This window comes from Salifodinibacter halophilus (genome assembly GCA_012999515.1).
Classification (GTDB): Bacteria; Pseudomonadota; Gammaproteobacteria; order Nevskiales; family Salinisphaeraceae; genus Salifodinibacter; species Salifodinibacter halophilus.
Genome location: JABEEB010000001.1, coordinates 239,981 through 257,968 on the forward strand (window position 1 = coordinate 239,981; position 17,988 = coordinate 257,968).

Genomic DNA, 17,988 nt, shown 5'->3' on the forward strand with positions numbered 1-17,988 from the left:
GAATATTTTAGCTCGGAGCGTATCCTTTATATCTGGTTGGTTGCAATTTTTTCTAAACCCCAGCCAGATGACTTATTTAAATTTATTCGTGCACCGATTTCGAGCTGTTTTTACCTTTCAGTATCGAATCATAACGGATTTGAGTTCAGTGAAATCATCAATGAACGCATCCCCAAACTCGCGACCTATCCCGGATGATTTGACGCCACCAAAGGGAACTGTTGGATCAAGAATGGTGTGCATATTAACCCAGACCGTTCCGGCTTGAATTTCAGGAATCAGCCGCATGGCAGCACTTATGTTTTCTGTCCAAAGACTTGCTGCCAAACCGTAGGGGCCGTGATTCATATAAGCGATTAACTCATCTTCATCATCGTAAGGTAAAAAGGTGGCTATCGGACCAAATGTTTCATGGGTGGCCAAAGGGTCATCAATCGATTTCGCTATGAATACGGTTGGTTCAACGTAATAGCCTGGTTGGTCAAGCGTGTGGCCACCATGGACAATAGTGTTGCCATGATCGGTCGCTTGCTGAAAAAAGCTGGCTAGTTTCTCGTGATGCTCTGCATTGGATACCGGCCCGAAATCAGTGGTTTCGTCCATGGGAGATCCGATTTTGAACTGATTTAGGCGCTGAGACAGTTTCTCCATCAACTCGTCGAAGCGGGAGCGATGGACAAAGAAGTTTTCCGCCGCGGCGCAGATTTGGCCCGAATGTAGAAAGCCTGCCTCGATAATGCCGTCTGCGGCCTTGTCTGTATCCACATCGGGTAGGAAACCCATGGGGTTCTTGCCGCCGAGCTCCAGGGTTACTCGGGTCAAGTCGGATTTCATGGCGGTGGATCCGACCTGGCGACCGGTGGGAATTGAGCCTGTGAAGCTGACTTTGTCGGAGCCTTCGTGTTCGAGCAGGGTCTGGCCTAGCTCGCCGCCGCCGGTGACAACATTCAGGGCGCCATCCGGCAAACCGACGTCAGTGGCTAACTCCGCCAGTTTGAGCATGGTTAGCGGTGTATATTCGCTGGGTTTGATGATCACGCTATTGCCCGTAACTAAAGCAGAAGCTAGCTTCCAGATCGCGATCATCAACGAGAAATTCCAGGGGATGATGCCGATCACAACCCCTAGTGGTTCACGCCGGGTAAAGGCGGCGTATTGCTCCTGATTCATGGATGGGATCGAGGGCTGCATAGTCTGGCCGTTGATCCGTTGCGCCCAACCGGCGTAGTAGCGTAAGAAGAGCACAGCCTGATCAACTTCGAACGCACGCGCCATCTGGATGGTTTTGCCGGATTGGGACGTTTCGATTTGTGCCAGCGTTTCGCGGTTGGCCTCGATTCGGTCAGCAAGTGCGCGCAGAATTATTTCGCGCTGTGCCGGGGAGACTCGGCGCCAAGCTTGAAATCCCTCGCGCGCGGCGGTCACTGCTGCATCGGCTTCTGTCGAACCGGCGTTAGGCACCTCGGCTATGGTTTTGCCGTTAGCCGGGTTGACCACGGCTATTGTTGCACTGCCGTTATTGGGATGTTGTGCACCACCGATGAAGTGGTCGTGTCTCTGGTTCAGAAAATTGCGTACTTCCGTGCTTAGTTCGATCTCGCTCATAGCTGAATCCACCATGTCCCTGATATTGCATTTGATTGATAGTTCGTCGAAATATTTAGTCAGATCACGCGTTTTGGATAACAGCTGCGGCTGCCTTTTCCGCTACAGCAATGGTAGGGGCATTAGTATTGCCACTGGGTACGATTGGAAAAACCGAGGCATCAATGACGCGCAAGTTATCAACCCCGTGTACTCGGCACTCGGTATCGACGACGGCATCGTTCGCGCTGGGGCCCATGCGGCAGGTTCCGACCGGGTGATAGGTTGTCTTCAGCGTTCGGCGTATAAAATCCACGATCTGATCGCGATCATTCCAGCTATGAGGCGCGGGTTGAATGATGTTTTCGCAAAGATCAGCCAGTGGTGACGACTGTAGAAATGCCAAGGCAGCCTCAACGGCACGCACCATGCAGTCGACATCATCTGAGTGGGTTAGATAGCCGGCGCGGATGCTGGCCAGATCACTGGCGTCAGCACTTGCCAATCTGACCGTGCCGTGTGATCGGGGTTGGAGCAGGCCAGCCTTTATAGTCAGGCCGTGTTTGTAACCGACCAAAGCGTTGTCGGGATCATCCCAAGTATCCAGAACTGGCAGAAAGTGGAACTCGACGTCTGGCCGTCCTTGTTCACAGGTATCAATAAAAGCTGCGGCTTCAAGTACGTTCGACGTTCCCACGCCACTACCGAAAGCCAGCCACTGAAATCCATTCTTGAGAGCGGCCCAACCGCTTTCCTGCCCATATAGTGAGATGGGGTCGTGGGTTGTGGCGTTAATCGAGACATGAGGATGGTCCTGCAAATGGTCACCCACGGGCTGATCAGTTATACAGTCGATACCGTGCTCGGCCAGATGTTCGGCTGGGCCGATGCCAGACAACATAAGTATTTTGGGAGAGCCGATAGCGCCGGCAGAGAGGATTACTTCTGCGTTCGCTCGAACTGTGATCGCTGTGCCGCCCTTACGGCTATAGACGATCCCGCACGCAGTCCCATTTTCTAATATGACTCGGTGCACCAAGGCGTTGGTGACCACCCGTAGTCGTGGATTATCCCGTACTTCTTTCAAATAGGTTCGGGCAGTGCTAGCGCGCCGACCTCGGCTGGTGGTCGTGGTCTGAAAAAATCCCACGCCTTCTGGATCGGATCCGTTGAAGTCATTGACGTAGTTCAGACCTTTTGCCTGGCCAGCGCGGATGAAGGCCATCGACAGTGGGTGGCGATAGCGGTTTTCCGAAATCGGCAGTGGGCCGTTACTGGCATGAAATTCATTGTGCAGGCTTTCATTGGCCTCAGCTTTTCGAAAATAGGGCAGTAACTCGTCGAAACTCCATCCGGTACAGCCATGCTCACTGGACCAAGCATCATAATCTTGGCGATGCCCCCGGATATAGATCATGCCGTTGACCGAGCTGCTGCCGCCCATCAGTTTGCCCTGGGCCAGAGTCATTCGGCGATTAGCCGCTCCGGATTCAGGTTCGGTCATGTAAGGCCAGGTTTTGGTCGGAATCACCTTGCCTACACCTGAAGGCATATGAATCAATAAATTGTTATCTGAGCCGCCGGCTTCGAGTAAGAGCACGCTGGCATCGGTTTCGGTCAGTAGGCGGTGAGCAACAACACAGCCGGCAGATCCTGCTCCGACAACAATATAGTCATATTCAGCTGTACGCATATTGCCACCCCCATTATTTGAGTCATTGGGACAAAAGTTGGAAGGTCCGCTGCCAGGTAACCGCGAGGGGGATCACAATTGGTGCCCTTTCTCATGTTCGTCGCTCGCATCCGCTTTACGGGTATACGAGAACCCATCCGCGCCAACCGTCACGGCCATTTCGGAGTTGTCCGTTCGGGCAACGATAGGCTGCGGGTTGCCGTCCAAGTCGAGTACGCAGGAGGCATCCCTATACCACGAGGCAACGACCGGATTGCCCCACCAGTCGCGTCGCTGGTTGTCATGCACATCCCAGGTGATGACTGGGTTGTCGGGATCGCCGGTGTAGTAATCCTGAGTATAAACTTCGATCCGGTGACCATCGGGATCGTGCATGTACAAATAGAAAGCGTTTGATACGCCGTGGCGGCCTGGTCCGCGCTCGATGCAATCAGATATACGTAGCGCGCCAAGCTTGTCGCAGATCGCCAGGATGTTGTGTTTTTCGTGGGTGGCGAAGGCGATATGGTGCATGCGTGGGCCGTCGCCGCCGGTCATGGCTGTGTCGTGCACAGTCGATTTGCGGCGCAGCCACGATGCGTAGATGGTGCCCTGATTATCTTGGATATCCTCGGTGACACGAAAACCCAGATCCTGCATGAAGCGTGTAGCTCGTGGTACATCTGGGGTGAACTGGTTGAAATGATCAAGCCGAACTATCGCTGCCGGGCCTTGCAGGTCGTAACGCCAGGCAAGACGCTCGACGTGTTTGATGTCGTAAAAAAATTCACAAGGAAAACCCAGCGGATCCTCCACTCGAACTGAGTCGCCAATGCCCCGAGTGAAGCCATCTGACCGGCGCTCGACCCGGCAGTCCAGCTCTTTGTAGAAGGCGACAGCCTTGTCAAGTTCTTCGGGCGAACGTACGCGGTAAGCGAAGGCAGCGACCGCAGCGACCGCCCCTTGACGCAGCACTAAATTATGATGAATGAACTCCTCGGCGGTGCGTAGATAGATGGTGCTATCGTCTTCCTCGGTGACGACAAGATCCAGCACATCGACATAGAATGCGCGAGAGGCCGCCAGGTCAGTGACCACAATCTCCATATAGGCGCAGCGTAAGATATCCGGCGGCGGTGTCTGTGGGGTCGGGACCGGATTATCGGTCGGCACGAACGCCTCCGGCGCAACGTAGAAGCCGGCGGAAGTCAGTTGTGTTTCACTCATTTCGGCTACTCCCGTGCTGCATGCAACTGTTGAAGAACGCCACTAGTTCGTCGGTTGCAGTCAGTGGCAGCACGTGGGCGACATACTGATCCGGTCGGACCACTATCACAGCGCCTTGGCGACGATCTATACCGCGTGCATCAAAGATGTCGCTATTAGCATCCACAGCAAAAATCTTCTCCCTGTTGGTGAGCTCGAAGGGGCCAACCCGAGGCAGGAAGGCTGTGGGGACATTGTTGATTTCGACGTCGCGGTGGAGCTGCTGATAGATCACCTTGATATCGAACAGACTGTCGAAACCAGCCCCTGCTGGGGTATGTGCGCGGACGGGGGAGTCGGACGATCCTGCGACCCAAGAGGCCCAATTCTCGACGGCAGCAGGTCCAGTTGCTGGGTTATCAGCGAAGACGTAGATATGCCAGCGGCCATCGGCCCTTGCCTGATGACCCAGCTCAAGCGGGTTGGCATCACAGACCCGAATCACGGGCGCTGAGTGGAAACGCTTGCCGATGGGAAACCCCGTGGCGAGATGTTGGTGGGTGTTTTTGCCGGTGATCATCGACGGCTGGTATTCCGTCATGAAGCCGGCCGGGAATTCAAAAGTTTTGACGTAGAAATCCTCGAGCTCGGCCGGGTCGTCGAAATCTTCCTCCGGCGTCGCCATCAGGTTCGACCACTGCTGGTCGAAATCAATCAGGTTTTTAGCGACTTCCTTGCGCTCCGTGGAATAGGTGTTGAGCAAGGATTCCGGGCTGATGCCCTGCACAACATGGCCGAGTTTCCAGCCGATATTGAAGCCGTCCTGGATGGAGACGTTCATGCCTTGCCCGGCCTTGGCGCTGTGCGTATGACAGGCGTCGCCGGTGATGAACACACGTGGGGTCTGACTAGCCGGATCATCCACGTCATCAAATTTATCGGTTAGGCGGTGGCCGACTTCATAGACGCTATAACGCACAAGGCTTTTAACGTCGATTTGGTAGGGATGAAGGATTTCATTGGCTTTGGCGACCGTTTCTTCAAAAGTCGTTTCTTGCACTCTGCGGCTTTGCTCATCCGTTGCGACCTCGCCCAAGTCGACATACATGCGGAAGAGGTGGCCACCTTCGCGCGGAATGTGCAGAATATTTCCCCCAGACTTCGACTGGATGATGCATTTGGTGCGAATGTCCGGGAAGTCGGTATCCACGAGCACGTCGATTACACCCCAGGCGTGGGCCGCCTGTTGGCCCGCCATTTTTCGCCCGATTGCTTTGCGGACCTTGCTATGGGCGCCGTCACAACCGACCACGTATCGGGCGTGCACGGTGCGTTCCTCGCCTTGGCGTTCGCCGGCGGTATAACGTACCCGCACAGCGACCGGGTAATCACCTTGCCCGTTATTGTCTAAGCGGACGAATTCGATACCGTAATCGGGCTCGAGACGCGCCGGAGATTGCTTCATGAAATCGACGAAGTGATCCTGTACGCGCGCCTGATTGACAATCAGATGTGGGAATTCGCTGATGCCGCCCGGGTCATCTATGGGCACTGACTGCCGTTTGATGCAGGACGGGTTGTCTGGGTCCGGGCGCCAGAAGGCCATTTCCGTTATACGGTAAGCCTCTTCTATGATGCGATTGGCAAAACCAAAAGCCTGAAAGGTTTCAACGCTACGCGCCTGAATGCCATCGGCTTGGCCGACTCCCAGTCGGTGTGGCCGGGCTTCTATGAGCCGGGTTGTAACCTCCGGAAACTGCGACAGCTGGGCAGTGGTGACTACGCCAGCCGGGCCGGCGCCGAGGACCAATACATCGACTTCGTCGGGAAGATCCACGGGCCGGTCAATGCCAACGCCAGCTGCCTGTTCAATTCTGGGATCACCTGTAACGTAACCATAGTGATGGAATTGCATTACACGAACGCCTTACATGTTTGGGTCTGTTGTCTGCGTTGCTGTTATTGCTCGCGTCGATCCGATGCCGAATAACGCCTGAAAGATGTGCAAAGGTTTTGCGCCGATTTGACTAGCAAATTGACATCATTACCGACGGCGACAAAAGTTGCGCCCCGTTCCAGACAGCGGGTCGCCAGCTCCTGATTGGAAGTCAGCATGCCGGCTGGTTTGTCGGCGGCGACGATGCGGCTGATACCTTGTTCGACCGCTTGGATGACGTCCGGATGATTCGGGTTGCCACGGTGGCCCATGTCGGCGGCTAAGTCGGCTGGGCCGATGAATACGCCATTGACGCCACCTACCGCGAGAATTTTGTCGAGCGCTTGCAGTCCGACAGTGGTTTCAATCTGTACTAACAAGCAGACTTGTTCATCGGCGGTGGCCAGATATTCCGAATAGGTGTTGTAACCCGAGGCGCGGGCCAGAGCGGCGCCGATGCCGCGTTTGCCTTGGGGCGGGTAAGTTACCGACTTGACGGCTTCTTCGGCCTGCGCGGCCGATTCGATCATCGGCACCAGAATAGTTTGTGCGCCGATATCAAGTATTTGCTTGATGGTGGCTCGATTATCATCCGGGACGCGCACGACCGGGTGGGAACGCGCACCAACGGCGCGCAATTGGCCGAGTATGTCGCGCAGGCCATTGGGACCATGCTCACCATCGATAACAAGCCAGTCGAAGCCCGTTTGGGCACATATTTCCGCGACCGAGGGATCGCCGCAAGCGACCCAGAGACCGATCTGCGGCTGGTGCTGTTTCAGGCAGGTCTTGAAATGATTGGCGGGGGCAGGCATAGAAACCTCTATTCGAAATCGAGGCCAACGTGACCAAACGAGCCGAAATCGGCATGGATGGCAGTGCCCGGGGGGCATTCGATGGGGCTGATGAAGGAACCGGCGAGTATGGTTTGCCCCGCCTCCATATGCTGGCCATAGGTCTGCATGCGACGTGCCAGCCAAACGAGTCCAGTCACGGGATCGTCGAGTATGGCGGCACCAAGACCTGTGGCCACTGTTTCGTCGTTTTTCTTGACGATGGCGCCGACCCAGCGCAGGTCGAAGGCTTCCGGCGCATGCCGGGCTTTACCGACGACGAAGCCGGCATCGGCGGCATTATCGGAGACTGTATCCGTGATCCGACGCGGCTGGCCGGTTTCGGGATCCTGGCGCAGGATGCGGGTATCCAGGATCTCTATGGCGGGCACAACGTAATCCGTGGCGGCCAGCACATCCTCGTAACTGACGTCGCCTACCAATGGCGCCTTGAGCACGAAAGCGATCTCCACTTCCACGCGCGGCTGGATGAAGCGAGTGTCCGGGATGTTGGCACCATCAGCAAAGCACATATCGTCATACAGCACGCCGCTATCCGGGGTGCTAATGCCCAGAGCATCCTGCATCACCTTCGAGGTGAGGCCGATTTTCCAACCCAGGATGGTCCGACCAGCGGCTAGCTTGCGCTGCATATGGGCTGCTTGGATGGCGTAGGCATCATCGAGCGTCATATCTGGATAATCGCGAGACAGTAGCCCAATCTGACGCCGTTCAGCCTCTGCTTCGATCAAGGCTCCAGCTGCCGTATTGGTCTGCGCGTTGGTCAGCGTCATCGTTCAACCTCCACGCCGTTGGCGAGCACGCCGATGCCCTCGGCCTCCACCTCGATGCGATCTCCGGGCTGCAACCAAACCGGGGGATCGAAACGCGCTCCGGCACCGGTCGGCGTGCCCGTGACGATTACATCGCCCGGTTTTAGAGTGGTGAATGTGGAGATGTAACTAATGAGGTAACGAAACGGGAACATCATGCGCGCGGTGCGATCATCTTGGCGGATCTCCCCGTTGACACGCGTGGTCAGTCGAATATCGGCGATCTGGCTTTCTGCCTCGAAAGGCACCAGCCAGGGTCCCATGGCGCCAGAGCGATCGAAGTTCTTGCCCTGAGTGACATTGAACTTGGCGTGCCGGACCCAATCGCGGATCGTGCCTTCATTGCACAGGGTGATGGCTGCGACGTGATCCAGCGCATCGCGCTCTGAAATACGGCGTCCAGCCTTGCCAATGACGAGTGCGACTTCGCCCTCGTAATCGAGCTTTTCCGATTCCGGAGGCTGCAATAATGGTTGGTCGTGGCCAGTAAAACTTTCCGGAAAACGCACGAACACAGAGGGATAGGGCGGTAGATCCTGCCCATCTTTGTATTCGCTGTTTCGATCAGGGTAATTCACCCCAATGCAGATGATCTTGCCGGGCCGGGCAACCGGGATATCGAATTGCACATCGCCAACGTTGATATCGGGTGACGCCCCGGCTGCGGTTTCAGCCAGCCGCCTCAGGGCGCTATCGGCGATCGCGTCGTCCAGCGTCGGCCATTGCCTCCCATGGAACGGGCCCAGATCTAGAACGCCCTGGTCAGTTATCGCGCCATAGCTGCGCCATCCTTGGTAGAAGAAGCTAGCAAAACGTGGCCGGGAAAGTGTCGACATCGGATGCTGCCTTGTTGCTCAAAAACACTCGTTTTGAATCGGATGGAAGCCCGTGAGGTTTACCCGTCGAGCTGGGTGCTGGGCAGATCTTCCTTAGCGAAGGCAATGTTTTTGGTTTCCATATAGAAGTCGAACGACCAGTCGCCACCGTCGCGACCCAGACCGGAATACTTCATGCCGCCGAAGGGCGCGGGTAGGTGTCGTATATTCTGTGAATTGACCCAGATCATGCCGGCCTCCATCTGCTCGGTGAATCGCAGCGCCCGAGTGACATTCGAAGTCCAGACATAGCCAGCCAGGCCGTAAGGCACATCGTTGGCGAGTTGCAAGGCCTCATCCTCAGTGCTGAAGGACATGGCCGTGAGTACTGGCCCGAAGATTTCTTCTTGGGCGATGCGCATCGATGGGTTAGCGTTTGTGAATAGCGTCGGGCGGACATAGCAGCCGTTGACGAAGTCACTGTCATCGACTTTCTCGCCACCAGTGGCGATAGTCGCTCCTTCCTCACGGGCGATATCGAAGTACGACAATACCTTGTCTTCGTGGCTGGGGTGGATCAGCGGCCCGATGACCGTGTCCGGATCCAGTGGGTGGCCGATGCGGATATTGGCCGCCCGCTCGGCGAGTTTGGCTACGAACTCGTCGTGCACGGAGTCCTCGACTAGCAATCGGCTGGAGGACGTGCAGCGCTCACCGTTTAACGAATAGATCATGAACAACGCCGCATCGGCGGCGCGATCGAGATCCGCATCGGCGAACACCACCACGGCGTTTTTGCCACCCAGCTCGAAATGCACGCGCTTAAGCGTGTCCGCTCCTTGTTTCAAAATGGTTTGGCCGGTGCGGCTTTCGCCGACAAAACCGATCGCCTTGATCGCCGGGTGCTCGGTTATCGCCTTGCCGGCGTCTTCGCCGAAGCCATTGACGGTATTCCAGACCCCTTTCGGCAGTCCGGCCTCCTCGGCGATCTCCACCAGCAGGCGGGCGGTCAGGGGTGATAGTTCTGCCGGTTTGTGCACGACCGTGCAGCCAGAGGCCAAGGCTGGCGCGATTTTCCAAGTGGAGAGCATGAACGGCGTATTCCACGGCGTAATGATGCCCACTGGTCCAAGCGGCGTGCGGGTGGTGATATTGATCTGGCCCGGCGCTTGCAACGATTGGCCATCACGCGCCTGGGGCGCCTGGTCGGCGAAATAGCGGAAATTAGACGCGCCGCGTAAGGCTGCCTTTGACATGAAGCGCAGCGACTGGCCGGTATCCATACACTCGACGAGTGCGATCTCCTCGGCACGGGCTTCGATGGCATCGGCAACCTGATGGAGAATCTTCTTGCGCTCGGCGCCACTCAGTGCCCGCCAGCTTTGGAAGGCTTCTTGAGCGGCTCGGGCGGCCTGGTCAATATCTTCGGCGCCACCGTGGGCCACATTCGCCAGAGGTGTCTGGTCGATCGGTGAGATGGTTTCAAAGGTTTTACCGCTGGTCGCTGGCACGGTGTGGCCGCCAATCTGGTTCAATACGCCGCCGTTGCGAAAGCGTTCCAGGTAATACTGCGCCTTGGTAAGGTTTTCTTCGAAAGAGGTCATGAAAACTCCAGAATTAAGTCTGCCGCAGGCGTGAATGAATAGCGTTGTTCTTCCAGCTCAATTCACGTGAGATCTCGCGTATCTCAAACGACAGAGCGAAATACGGGGTCTCGAAAAGCGGCGCGAGCTCTTGCTGAAAGCAATCGAATAGCGCCGTGCCGAGCTGCTGGCAGTCCGATTCACTGCGTCCGACTCCGATACGAAGTGAGGCATCGAGAAAAGCGTTGTCGGACAGTCGATCGGCTATGGCGTAAGTCTCGCAGCGAAGAGCTCGCACCCGCACCGCACCCGGCTCGAAAAAACCGGTGTCCAGCAACGTTTCCAGTAATTGGCCGGATAAACCACCCAGGTCGACGCGATCTTCGAGATTGGCCGAATATTCCATGCACAGGTGAGGCATGAGTGGTGTGTCCTTAGATGATCTATGTATTAATTAGCATGTTAAATAAATATAGCGAATGTCAATCCCAATGGCCTTAGACCAAAGTCTAATTAGAGGTGAGCAGAACCATTAGCCGTGACTACATAAGTTGGGGATGCATCGGGCTTTGGCGCCAGTCGATCGGGTGGTTGCAACGCCGACTGGCGCGACTTGGATACCGATACCTCGAGTGCCCGTGGACCCAGAGCCAAAAAAGCAGGCATCGAACTGGATGAGCTTTATTGTCAGGCATGATTACTCGGATTCACTCCTGACCTGTTACCGGCGCGGCGCGCGGCGAGCGCGGTTTCTATTGAGCCAGCGCTGGTGCAGATACTCTAGCGATTTGTCGCCAAAGAAGATTTTGGATTCTTTGAATCAGTGTTGGTTGGTCCGGAGGCGTAGATATAGGCGGTTAGCGCTTATAGATACCACACCGTTGACTATAGGTCTGACACTTATAGCGAAAGGGTGGTAACGAGGCCATCGAGAATTAGCCAAGTGTTTTGGGCGAGCTTCGATTTAGTTTAATTCTGTAAGTTCATTAAGCATACTAATCAATATTGCGACACGCTCTTTTCCGAACTCTTTTTCGAGGTTGGTATAGATCTCAAGGCTTTCCGGAGTGAGCTTGCCAATCAGTCGATGCCCGTCTTCTGTCAGCCGTAAACGAATACGTCGCGCATCAAGCAAATCTTGGTCTCGCGCTACAAATTCTTGTTTTTCAAGTGTTTTTATAATTCGTGATAGGCTTGATTCGAAAATGCAAGCGCGTTTTGAGACTTCGGATGCATCAAGGGTGTCTTCCTCGGCCAGAATGCGCATAACGCGCCATTGCTGCTCGGAGACGCCGTGTGCGGTCAACATGGGACGAAAGCGAGCCATGATAGCTTCGCGTGCTCGGAGCAAGGTCATGGGTAAGGCGCGCCTTGTTTCGAGCGGATGCCTTGCGTAATCGTCCAATTGCTCCTGTTCTTGTGTATTTATTTCACTCATCATCATCTATGGTTGGAGGTTAATTGAGCGCTTGTGCAGTAACGTTCACTTAAAGAGGGCGGGTGGTACCGTTACATATGCTCAAGTTGGTTCGGCTTATCCCGATGCCCATAAAACGGATCTCAATAATCGCAAATCCGTGGTTCTACGGCGAAGCCCCGTAGATAACCACGGCGAATTGGTTTTAGATGATGCCGTAGCACGCCGTTGGTTGGGTAAGTCCGTGGCATTTACGGCAGGTAACGCGCGCAGCTGGGGATTGAATAATCCGGTATGGGCGTTATGCGCTTGACTCTCGTGGGCGTCGGGCAAAAACCACAATCGAGCCGGCTGCGATGACGAGTATGCCACCGAGTATGCTGATGTAATCCGGTGCCTCGCCCCAGAGCAACCATGCAATCAACGTGGCGAATACGACCGTGCTGTAGACCAGGGTGCCGACATGGGCGGCTGGGGCCAGTGTATAGGCGCGTGTCAGGCAGAGTTGACCGGCTACGGCGAAGCCGCCGGCACCGATTAGTGCCAACCATTCGGTCGGTGTCGGTGTTTGCCAGAAGGCTGCAGCCGGCAAGGCGGAAAAGAGGGTGGCTAGCAAACTGAAGTAGAACACGATGCGAAGCGCGGGTTCGGTCGTCGCCATGCGGCGTATCGAAGCCATGGCGGTTGCCGCGAGTAAGCCGGCCGTAACACCCGCGACGCCTGCGATGCCGACAAATCCCAGCCCGGGTTTGAGAATGCCGGTAATGCCGATAAACCCGAGGGCAACAGCGGGGAATATCCGCATAGGTGGCTTTTCGCCGATCCAGGCCCAGGCGATGAACGGCAGAAACAAGGGTTGGCTGTAGTTGAGTAGCACGGCGTTGGCCAGATGAATCTGCGAGATGGCGTAGAAAAAGCAGTACATCCCCGCCAGTCCGGTCCCAACACGGATCAAGTGCATGCCGAGGCGGTTGGTGCGAAATGATATGCCGGCCTGACGACTCTTCATGAGCACTAGCGGTATCAACAGCACCAAGGCGACGCAGTTCCGGAAAAAAACGGTCACCGATGGGGGCAGCTCGTGGCCGGCGATTTTGACAGCCGCGCTCATGCAGGCGAACGCGGCCGCGCCAGCGACGGCCAGTGCCGCGCCTCGGCCGAGCTGGTCAGTCACGCGTCGACTGGACCGCCGGTTTCTTTCGGCGTGTCGTCGCGGTTGCCCCAGTCTGACCAAGCGCCGGGATAGCCGCGTGCCCCCGTATAGCCGAGTGCCTTTAATACCAGATAGGCATAGGATGAGCGCATGTGGCTCTGGCAATAGGTGGCGACGTCCTGATCGGGCGACAGGCCTCGTTGCGACAACAGTGCTTCGATCTCGGAGTGCGGCTTCAGGCAGCCGTTGGCATCCTTGAAATCGGTCCAGTCTAGGTGGGCGGCGCCCGGGACATGGCCGCCGTAGGCACTGCGGACGTCGCGGCCGGCGTATTCATCCACGCTTCGCACGTCGAGGAACTGGGTATCGTCGGAATCGAGTCGTTTTTCAATCCAGTTGCGATCAGCAATCGTTGAATCCCGGCGTTCGACGCGGAAATCCGTACGCTGCACTTTGGGCTGGCCACTCGCCAATGCCTGTCCGGCATTCACCCAGGCCGCAAGACCACCGTCCAGGAGGCTGATGTGGTCGTGGCCCATGGCGTCGAGTGTATAGAGCAAACGTGCGGCCTGGGCATCGCCGGCGCGATCATAGGCGACGATCGTGGCGTCATTGCGAAGACCGGCGGCCGAGCAGGCATCGGCGATTACTTGTCGTTCGGGCAGTACCCCTTTGAATGGTCCCTGACTGGCGACGATAGCGCCGAGGTCGATGCGGTGTGCGCCCTCGATGTGGCCGGTCGCGAAATCGGCCTCGCTATCGACGGCGACGATTTGGACGTCGTCGCGGTCAACGATGTCGGCCAGGGTCTTGGGGTCGATAAACACAGGCAATGTGTTTGCCATGCCAGGCTCCGGATTATGGTTTCAGCGTGTATTGTCGCCTGCGAGGTAAAGCCACGTCGATACGACCGTGTCGGGGTTGAGCGACATGCTGTCGATGTCGCGTTCAAGGAGCCAGTGTGCAAGATCCGGATGATCCGACGGGCCTTGGCCGCAGATGCCGACGTATTTGCCCCGTCGCTTGCAGGCAGCGATGGCCGGTTCGAGCAGTGCTTTGACCGCGGGGTCGCGTTCGTCGAAAGCGTGCGAAACCAGCCCGGAATCGCGGTCGAGACCGAGTGTCAGCTGGGTCAAATCGTTGGAGCCGATTGAGAAGCCGTCGAAATAGTCGAGAAACTGGTCTGCCAGCAGGGCGTTCGTCGGCAGCTCGCACATCATGATCACCCGCAAGCCGTCGCGCCCGCGCTCGAGGCCATTATCGGCGAGGATCTGCGTGACAGCCTCGGCTTCGTCGAGTGTGCGCACGAATGGGATCATGATTTCGACGTTGGAAAGCCCCATGTCGTCACGCACGCGTTTGACTGCGGCCAACTCGAGCTCGAAACAGGCGCGGAAATCGTCGGCCTGATAGCGTGAGGCACCACGCCAACCGAGCATCGGATTTTCCTCGTCTGGCTCGTAAGTCGAGCCGCCGATTAAGTTGGCGTATTCGTTGGATTTGAAATCCGATAAGCGCACGATCACGGGCTTGGGCGCGAACGCGCTCGCAATGGTGGCGATGCCTTCGGCCAGCCGTTCGACGTAGAAGCTTACGGGGTCGGCGTAGCCACTGATCTGGGCGTCGATTGCCTGACGGGTTTCGGTTGGTTGCTCGGCGTAGGCCAGTGCGGCGCGCGGATGGATGCCGATCTGGCGATTGATGATGAATTCGAGCCGCGCCAGCCCCACACCGGCGTTCGGCACGGAGGCGAAATCGAATGCACGGTCTGGATTGCCGACGTTGACCATTAGTTTGGTGCCGATATCCGGCATGGTCTCAATGGATAGATCCTCAACCGAGAAATCAAGCTCGCCGTCGTAGACAAAGCCGGCATCGCCTTCGGCGCAGGATACGGTGACAGGCGTGCCCTCGGTGAGTCGTTGTGTGGCGTCGCCCGTGCCAACAACGGCCGCAATGCCGAGTTCTCGCGCGATGATCGCGGCATGACAAGTGCGCCCACCACGGTCGGTAACCACTGCGGCGGCGCGCTTCATGATTGGTTCCCAATCCGGGTCGGTCATGCCGGTGACCAGGATGTCGCCGGGTTCGACGCGGTTCATTTCCTCGATCGAAGCCAAGTTGCGAACGGGGCCAGAACCCACACGTTGACCGATGGCACGGCCTTCGGCGAGCACGTCGCTATTGGACGAATCCAGGTGGTAGCGCTGTAGCGCTGCGCCCGGACGGCTCTGAACGGTTTCCGGACGCGCCTGCAGGATGTGCAGTGCACCGGTTTCACCGTCCTTGGCCCACTCGATGTCCATGGGGCGACCGTAGTGACGTTCGATCGCCAACGCCTGAGCGGCCAATGCCTCGGCGTCGGCATCGGTCAGTGAAAAACGGGCGCGTTCGGCGGCATCGACGTCGACGAACGCAGTTGTCTGCTCGTGGCCGGTGTCGCGGGTATAGACCATCTTGGTCGCCTTATCGCCTTGGCTGCGCCGCAGCACTGCCGGGCGTCCGGCATCGACGTTCGGCTTGTAGACATAGTATTCGTCCGGGTTGACCGCGCCCTGTACAACAGCCTCACCGAGGCCCCAGGCGCTGGTGATGAATACGACCTGGTCAAAGCCAGACTCGGTGTCGATGGTGAACATCACCCCCGATGCGCCGGTATCGGCCCGAACCATATGTTGAATCCCGGCGGATAGGGCGACGCGGTCGTGTTCGAAACCGTGATGTACGCGGTAAGCGATCGCGCGGTCGTTGAAAAGCGAGGCGAATACGTCGCGGATCGCGGCCAGCACATTCTCGATGCCACGGATGTTCAGAAACGTTTCCTGCTGACCGGCGAAGGAGGCGTCGGGCAGATCTTCCGCGGTTGCCGAGGAGCGCACGGCCACGGCGATGTCGCCGTCTTTTTCGGCCAGGCTGGCAAACGCCTCGCGAATCTGGCTTTCCAGTTCGGGAGGGAACGGATGATCGTGCACCCAGCCACGGATGGTCGCGCCGGTTTCGGCCAGTGCGTTGACGTCGTCGACGTCGAGTTTTGCAAGCGTTGCGCTGATGCGTTCGGCGAGACCGTCATGGGCCAGAAACTCGCGGTAGGCGGCCGCGGTTGTGGCAAATCCGCCGGGCACATTGACGCCGGCGGATTTGAGCCCCCCGATCAGTTCGCCGAGCGAGGCGTTTTTGCCGCCGACGCGCTCGACGTCGTTCATGTTCAGTTCGTGTAACCAGACCAGATGTTTGTCGCTCACGTTGATTAAGTCGTGTTGAACACAGTGTGCCTACCCTAGCCTACTAATAGCGCTTTGCGTAAGTAGCTGCGTCTTTTGATTGAGCAAAATCGACATATCGTTCAAAAGATGAAACATGCAAGCACGACTGCTCAGAACATGGTCGAATGCAGGGTTACGTTTGTTAGATCGCGAGTCTCGCATGCCATCAGCTCATCACCACTTGCCGATATTCTTTGTTTCCGATGGCACCGGCATTACGGCTGAAACGCTTGGTTCGACACTGCTCACGCAGTTTGACGATGGTCGTTTTAACGAGTCGACGTTGCCATTTATCAATACGCCCGATAAGGCGCATGAAGCCGTCAACAAGATCGAAAACGCTGGGCGTGCCGCCGGCATCCGGCCGATTGTGTTCTCGACAACGGTCAACGATGACGCGCGTGCGGTCTTGCGCGACAACAGTAGTGCATTGTTTCTGGATTTGTTCGACGCGTTCGTCGGCACGCTCGAAAACGCGCTGGATCGGCCGTCCACGCATCGTGAAGGTCGGGCACACGGCATTGCCGACACCGCTGCTTATGCCTCCAGGATCGAGGCTATGAACTACGCGCTGGCACACGACGACGGCCTCAAGACGAACGGCTACGATCGCGCCGATGTCATCATTGTTGCCCCGTCGCGCTGCGGTAAGACGCCCGTGTCGCTCTATTTAGCCATGCAGTTCGGGGTTTTCGCCGCCAACTATCCGTTGACCGACGAAGATGAAATCGGCCGCGCCGGGATGCCGCAAGTACTGCGTGACCAGACCGAAAAACTCTATGGTTTATGGATCGAGCCGCAACAATTGCAGCGCATCCGAGACCAGCGCCGACCGGATAGTCGTTACGCTTCAAAAGCACAAGTCAGCGCCGAGCTGGAAAGGGCGACGGGGTTGTTTGAGCGCTATCGGGTGCCGTGGGCGAACAGCAGTCACAAGTCGATCGAAGAAATTGCGACGCTGATCATGCAATCGAAAAACCTTCGCCACCCCGGTTTTTAAACACTGCGGCTTGGCCGGCGCTAGAGCAGTGCTTCTGTCAAAAGCCGGTCGAGCAGTAGCGGCATTGTGTCGTATCTCGCCCACCGTCGCGTGCGACACGAAGCTGCCGGTTTGACGGTTTTCTTGGCATTGTCGGCTTGCCGCTGCCGGGCGGCCACGGTTGCCCGCGTTTGAAATACCAAGGCTGTGCCTTATGATCCGCCCATGACTGGCACCACACGTAACCATTGGCTGGCCGCCGCGCGGCCGCGAAGTTTTACTGGATTGATGGCGCTCTATGAGAGCAATTATCGGCGCTTTGAACGATTGGTACCGGAGGTTGATCTGCCGTTCCAGTTCGCCGAATCGAGGGGCGCCGACAACTGGCTCTACCTGCGCGTACTAGAGCGTTGTCGTTACACCACGACCGTGCATCTCACCCATTGGTTCGAGTTCGACGGCGAACTCCGCCCCGATCCCGATCTGCGCCTGCGGTTGTATGGCGATGCAGGGTTGGTTGAGGCCATCTATTGCGATCAGCGGTCGCGCTACGCGGCGCTGGCCGGTTTGCCCGCAATCGACCAGTCGGTTGTTGCCCATCAATGGCCACGCAACCTGATGCTCAATAAGTGGTTGGCTTACTGTCTCGCCCAAGGTCATAGCTTTGGCGGCGCGCATCGACCGCGTTCGCATTCAACCGAAGCGGCCGAGTAG

15 protein-coding genes are annotated in these 17,988 nt (G+C 57.0%); 2 read left to right on the forward strand and 13 right to left on the reverse strand.

Annotated features, from left to right (window positions below):
* Nucleotides 1-117: 117 nt before the first annotated feature.
* The 13 genes from HKX41_01140 to ppsA form a co-directional block, all read right to left on the reverse strand.
* Entirely contained in the window at nt 118-1,605 is a 1,488-nt protein-coding gene (locus HKX41_01140) for an aldehyde dehydrogenase family protein (GenBank protein NNC22763.1), read from the reverse strand.
* 64 nt (nt 1,606-1,669) lie between these two features.
* Nucleotides 1,670-3,277: a glucose-methanol-choline oxidoreductase gene (locus HKX41_01145; GenBank protein ID NNC22764.1), complete on the reverse strand. Its 1,608-nt coding sequence runs from the start codon at nt 3,275-3,277 to the stop codon at nt 1,670-1,672.
* Nucleotides 3,278-3,349: 72 nt separating this feature from the next.
* Nucleotides 3,350-4,483 (reverse strand): 3,4-dihydroxyphenylacetate 2,3-dioxygenase, encoded by a 1,134-nt coding sequence (gene hpaD, locus HKX41_01150; protein NNC22765.1) that lies wholly within the window; start codon nt 4,481-4,483, stop codon nt 3,350-3,352.
* Nucleotides 4,476-6,377 (reverse strand): 3-hydroxybenzoate 4-monooxygenase, encoded by a 1,902-nt coding sequence (locus HKX41_01155; GenBank protein ID NNC22766.1) that lies wholly within the window; start codon nt 6,375-6,377, stop codon nt 4,476-4,478. Before HKX41_01155 ends, hpaD begins: the two co-directional genes overlap by 8 nt.
* Before the next feature lie 44 nt (nt 6,378-6,421).
* The gene (locus HKX41_01160; GenBank protein ID NNC22767.1) at nt 6,422-7,213 is read right to left on the reverse strand and encodes an HpcH/HpaI aldolase/citrate lyase family protein; all 792 of its coding nucleotides are present in this window, start codon (nt 7,211-7,213) and stop codon (nt 6,422-6,424) included.
* A gap of 8 nt (nt 7,214-7,221) precedes the next feature.
* Nucleotides 7,222-8,025 (reverse strand): 2-oxo-hepta-3-ene-1,7-dioic acid hydratase, encoded by an 804-nt coding sequence (gene hpaH / locus HKX41_01165; GenBank protein ID NNC22768.1) that lies wholly within the window; start codon nt 8,023-8,025, stop codon nt 7,222-7,224.
* Nucleotides 8,022-8,900, reverse strand: a complete 879-nt coding sequence (locus HKX41_01170) for a fumarylacetoacetate hydrolase family protein (GenBank protein NNC22769.1) — start codon at nt 8,898-8,900, stop codon at nt 8,022-8,024. Before HKX41_01170 ends, hpaH begins: the two co-directional genes overlap by 4 nt.
* Before the next feature lie 59 nt (nt 8,901-8,959).
* Complete coding sequence (gene hpaE / locus HKX41_01175; GenBank protein NNC22770.1) at nt 8,960-10,483, reverse strand: 5-carboxymethyl-2-hydroxymuconate semialdehyde dehydrogenase; 1,524 nt, start codon at nt 10,481-10,483, stop codon at nt 8,960-8,962.
* Nucleotides 10,484-10,496: 13 nt separating this feature from the next.
* Nucleotides 10,497-10,883 carry a 5-carboxymethyl-2-hydroxymuconate Delta-isomerase gene (locus HKX41_01180; protein NNC22771.1) on the reverse strand — a complete coding sequence of 129 codons (387 nt, stop codon included), beginning with the start codon at nt 10,881-10,883 and terminating at the stop codon, nt 10,497-10,499.
* 543 nt (nt 10,884-11,426) lie between these two features.
* The gene (gene hpaR / locus HKX41_01185) at nt 11,427-11,900 is read right to left on the reverse strand and encodes a homoprotocatechuate degradation operon regulator HpaR (protein NNC22772.1); all 474 of its coding nucleotides are present in this window, start codon (nt 11,898-11,900) and stop codon (nt 11,427-11,429) included.
* Between the two features lie 280 nt (nt 11,901-12,180).
* A complete protein-coding gene (locus HKX41_01190) occupies nt 12,181-13,053 on the reverse strand; it encodes a DMT family transporter (GenBank protein ID NNC22773.1) in 873 nt (290 codons plus the stop codon).
* Entirely contained in the window at nt 13,050-13,877 is an 828-nt protein-coding gene (locus tag HKX41_01195) for a sulfurtransferase (GenBank protein ID NNC22774.1), read from the reverse strand. Before HKX41_01195 ends, HKX41_01190 begins: the two co-directional genes overlap by 4 nt.
* Nucleotides 13,878-13,898: 21 nt before the next feature.
* Nucleotides 13,899-16,274, reverse strand: coding sequence for a phosphoenolpyruvate synthase (ppsA, locus tag HKX41_01200; protein ID NNC22775.1), 2,376 nt, complete (start codon nt 16,272-16,274; stop codon nt 13,899-13,901).
* Nucleotides 16,275-16,455: 181 nt separating this feature from the next.
* Here ppsA and HKX41_01205 point away from each other — a divergent pair, with 181 nt between their 5' ends.
* Both HKX41_01205 and HKX41_01210 read left to right on the forward strand, forming a co-directional pair.
* A complete protein-coding gene (locus HKX41_01205; GenBank protein ID NNC22776.1) occupies nt 16,456-17,295 on the forward strand; it encodes a kinase/pyrophosphorylase in 840 nt (279 codons plus the stop codon).
* 204 nt (nt 17,296-17,499) lie between these two features.
* Entirely contained in the window at nt 17,500-17,988 is a 489-nt protein-coding gene (locus HKX41_01210; protein ID NNC22777.1) for a DUF1249 domain-containing protein, read from the forward strand.

Excerpts from the sequence above, each read along its gene's own strand:
- HKX41_01140 (NNC22763.1), bottom strand. The coding sequence starts at position 1,605 with ATGAGCGAGATCGAACTAAGCACGGAAGTACGCAATTTTCTGAACCAG.
- HKX41_01145 (NNC22764.1), bottom strand. The coding sequence starts at position 3,277 with ATGCGTACAGCTGAATATGACTATATTGTTGTCGGAGCAGGATCTGCC.
- hpaD (NNC22765.1), bottom strand. The coding sequence starts at position 4,483 with ATGAGTGAAACACAACTGACTTCCGCCGGCTTCTACGTTGCGCCGGAG.
- HKX41_01155 (NNC22766.1), bottom strand. The coding sequence starts at position 6,377 with ATGCAATTCCATCACTATGGTTACGTTACAGGTGATCCCAGAATTGAA.
- HKX41_01160 (NNC22767.1), bottom strand. The coding sequence starts at position 7,213 with ATGCCTGCCCCCGCCAATCATTTCAAGACCTGCCTGAAACAGCACCAG.
- hpaH (NNC22768.1), bottom strand. The coding sequence starts at position 8,025 with ATGACGCTGACCAACGCGCAGACCAATACGGCAGCTGGAGCCTTGATC.
- HKX41_01170 (NNC22769.1), bottom strand. The coding sequence starts at position 8,900 with ATGTCGACACTTTCCCGGCCACGTTTTGCTAGCTTCTTCTACCAAGGA.
- hpaE (NNC22770.1), bottom strand. The coding sequence starts at position 10,483 with ATGACCTCTTTCGAAGAAAACCTTACCAAGGCGCAGTATTACCTGGAA.
- HKX41_01180 (NNC22771.1), bottom strand. The coding sequence starts at position 10,883 with ATGCCTCACCTGTGCATGGAATATTCGGCCAATCTCGAAGATCGCGTC.
- hpaR (NNC22772.1), bottom strand. The coding sequence starts at position 11,900 with ATGAGTGAAATAAATACACAAGAACAGGAGCAATTGGACGATTACGCA.
- HKX41_01195 (NNC22774.1), bottom strand. The coding sequence starts at position 13,877 with ATGGCAAACACATTGCCTGTGTTTATCGACCCCAAGACCCTGGCCGAC.
- HKX41_01205 (NNC22776.1), top strand. The coding sequence starts at position 16,456 with ATGCCATCAGCTCATCACCACTTGCCGATATTCTTTGTTTCCGATGGC.
- HKX41_01210 (NNC22777.1), top strand. The coding sequence starts at position 17,500 with ATGACTGGCACCACACGTAACCATTGGCTGGCCGCCGCGCGGCCGCGA.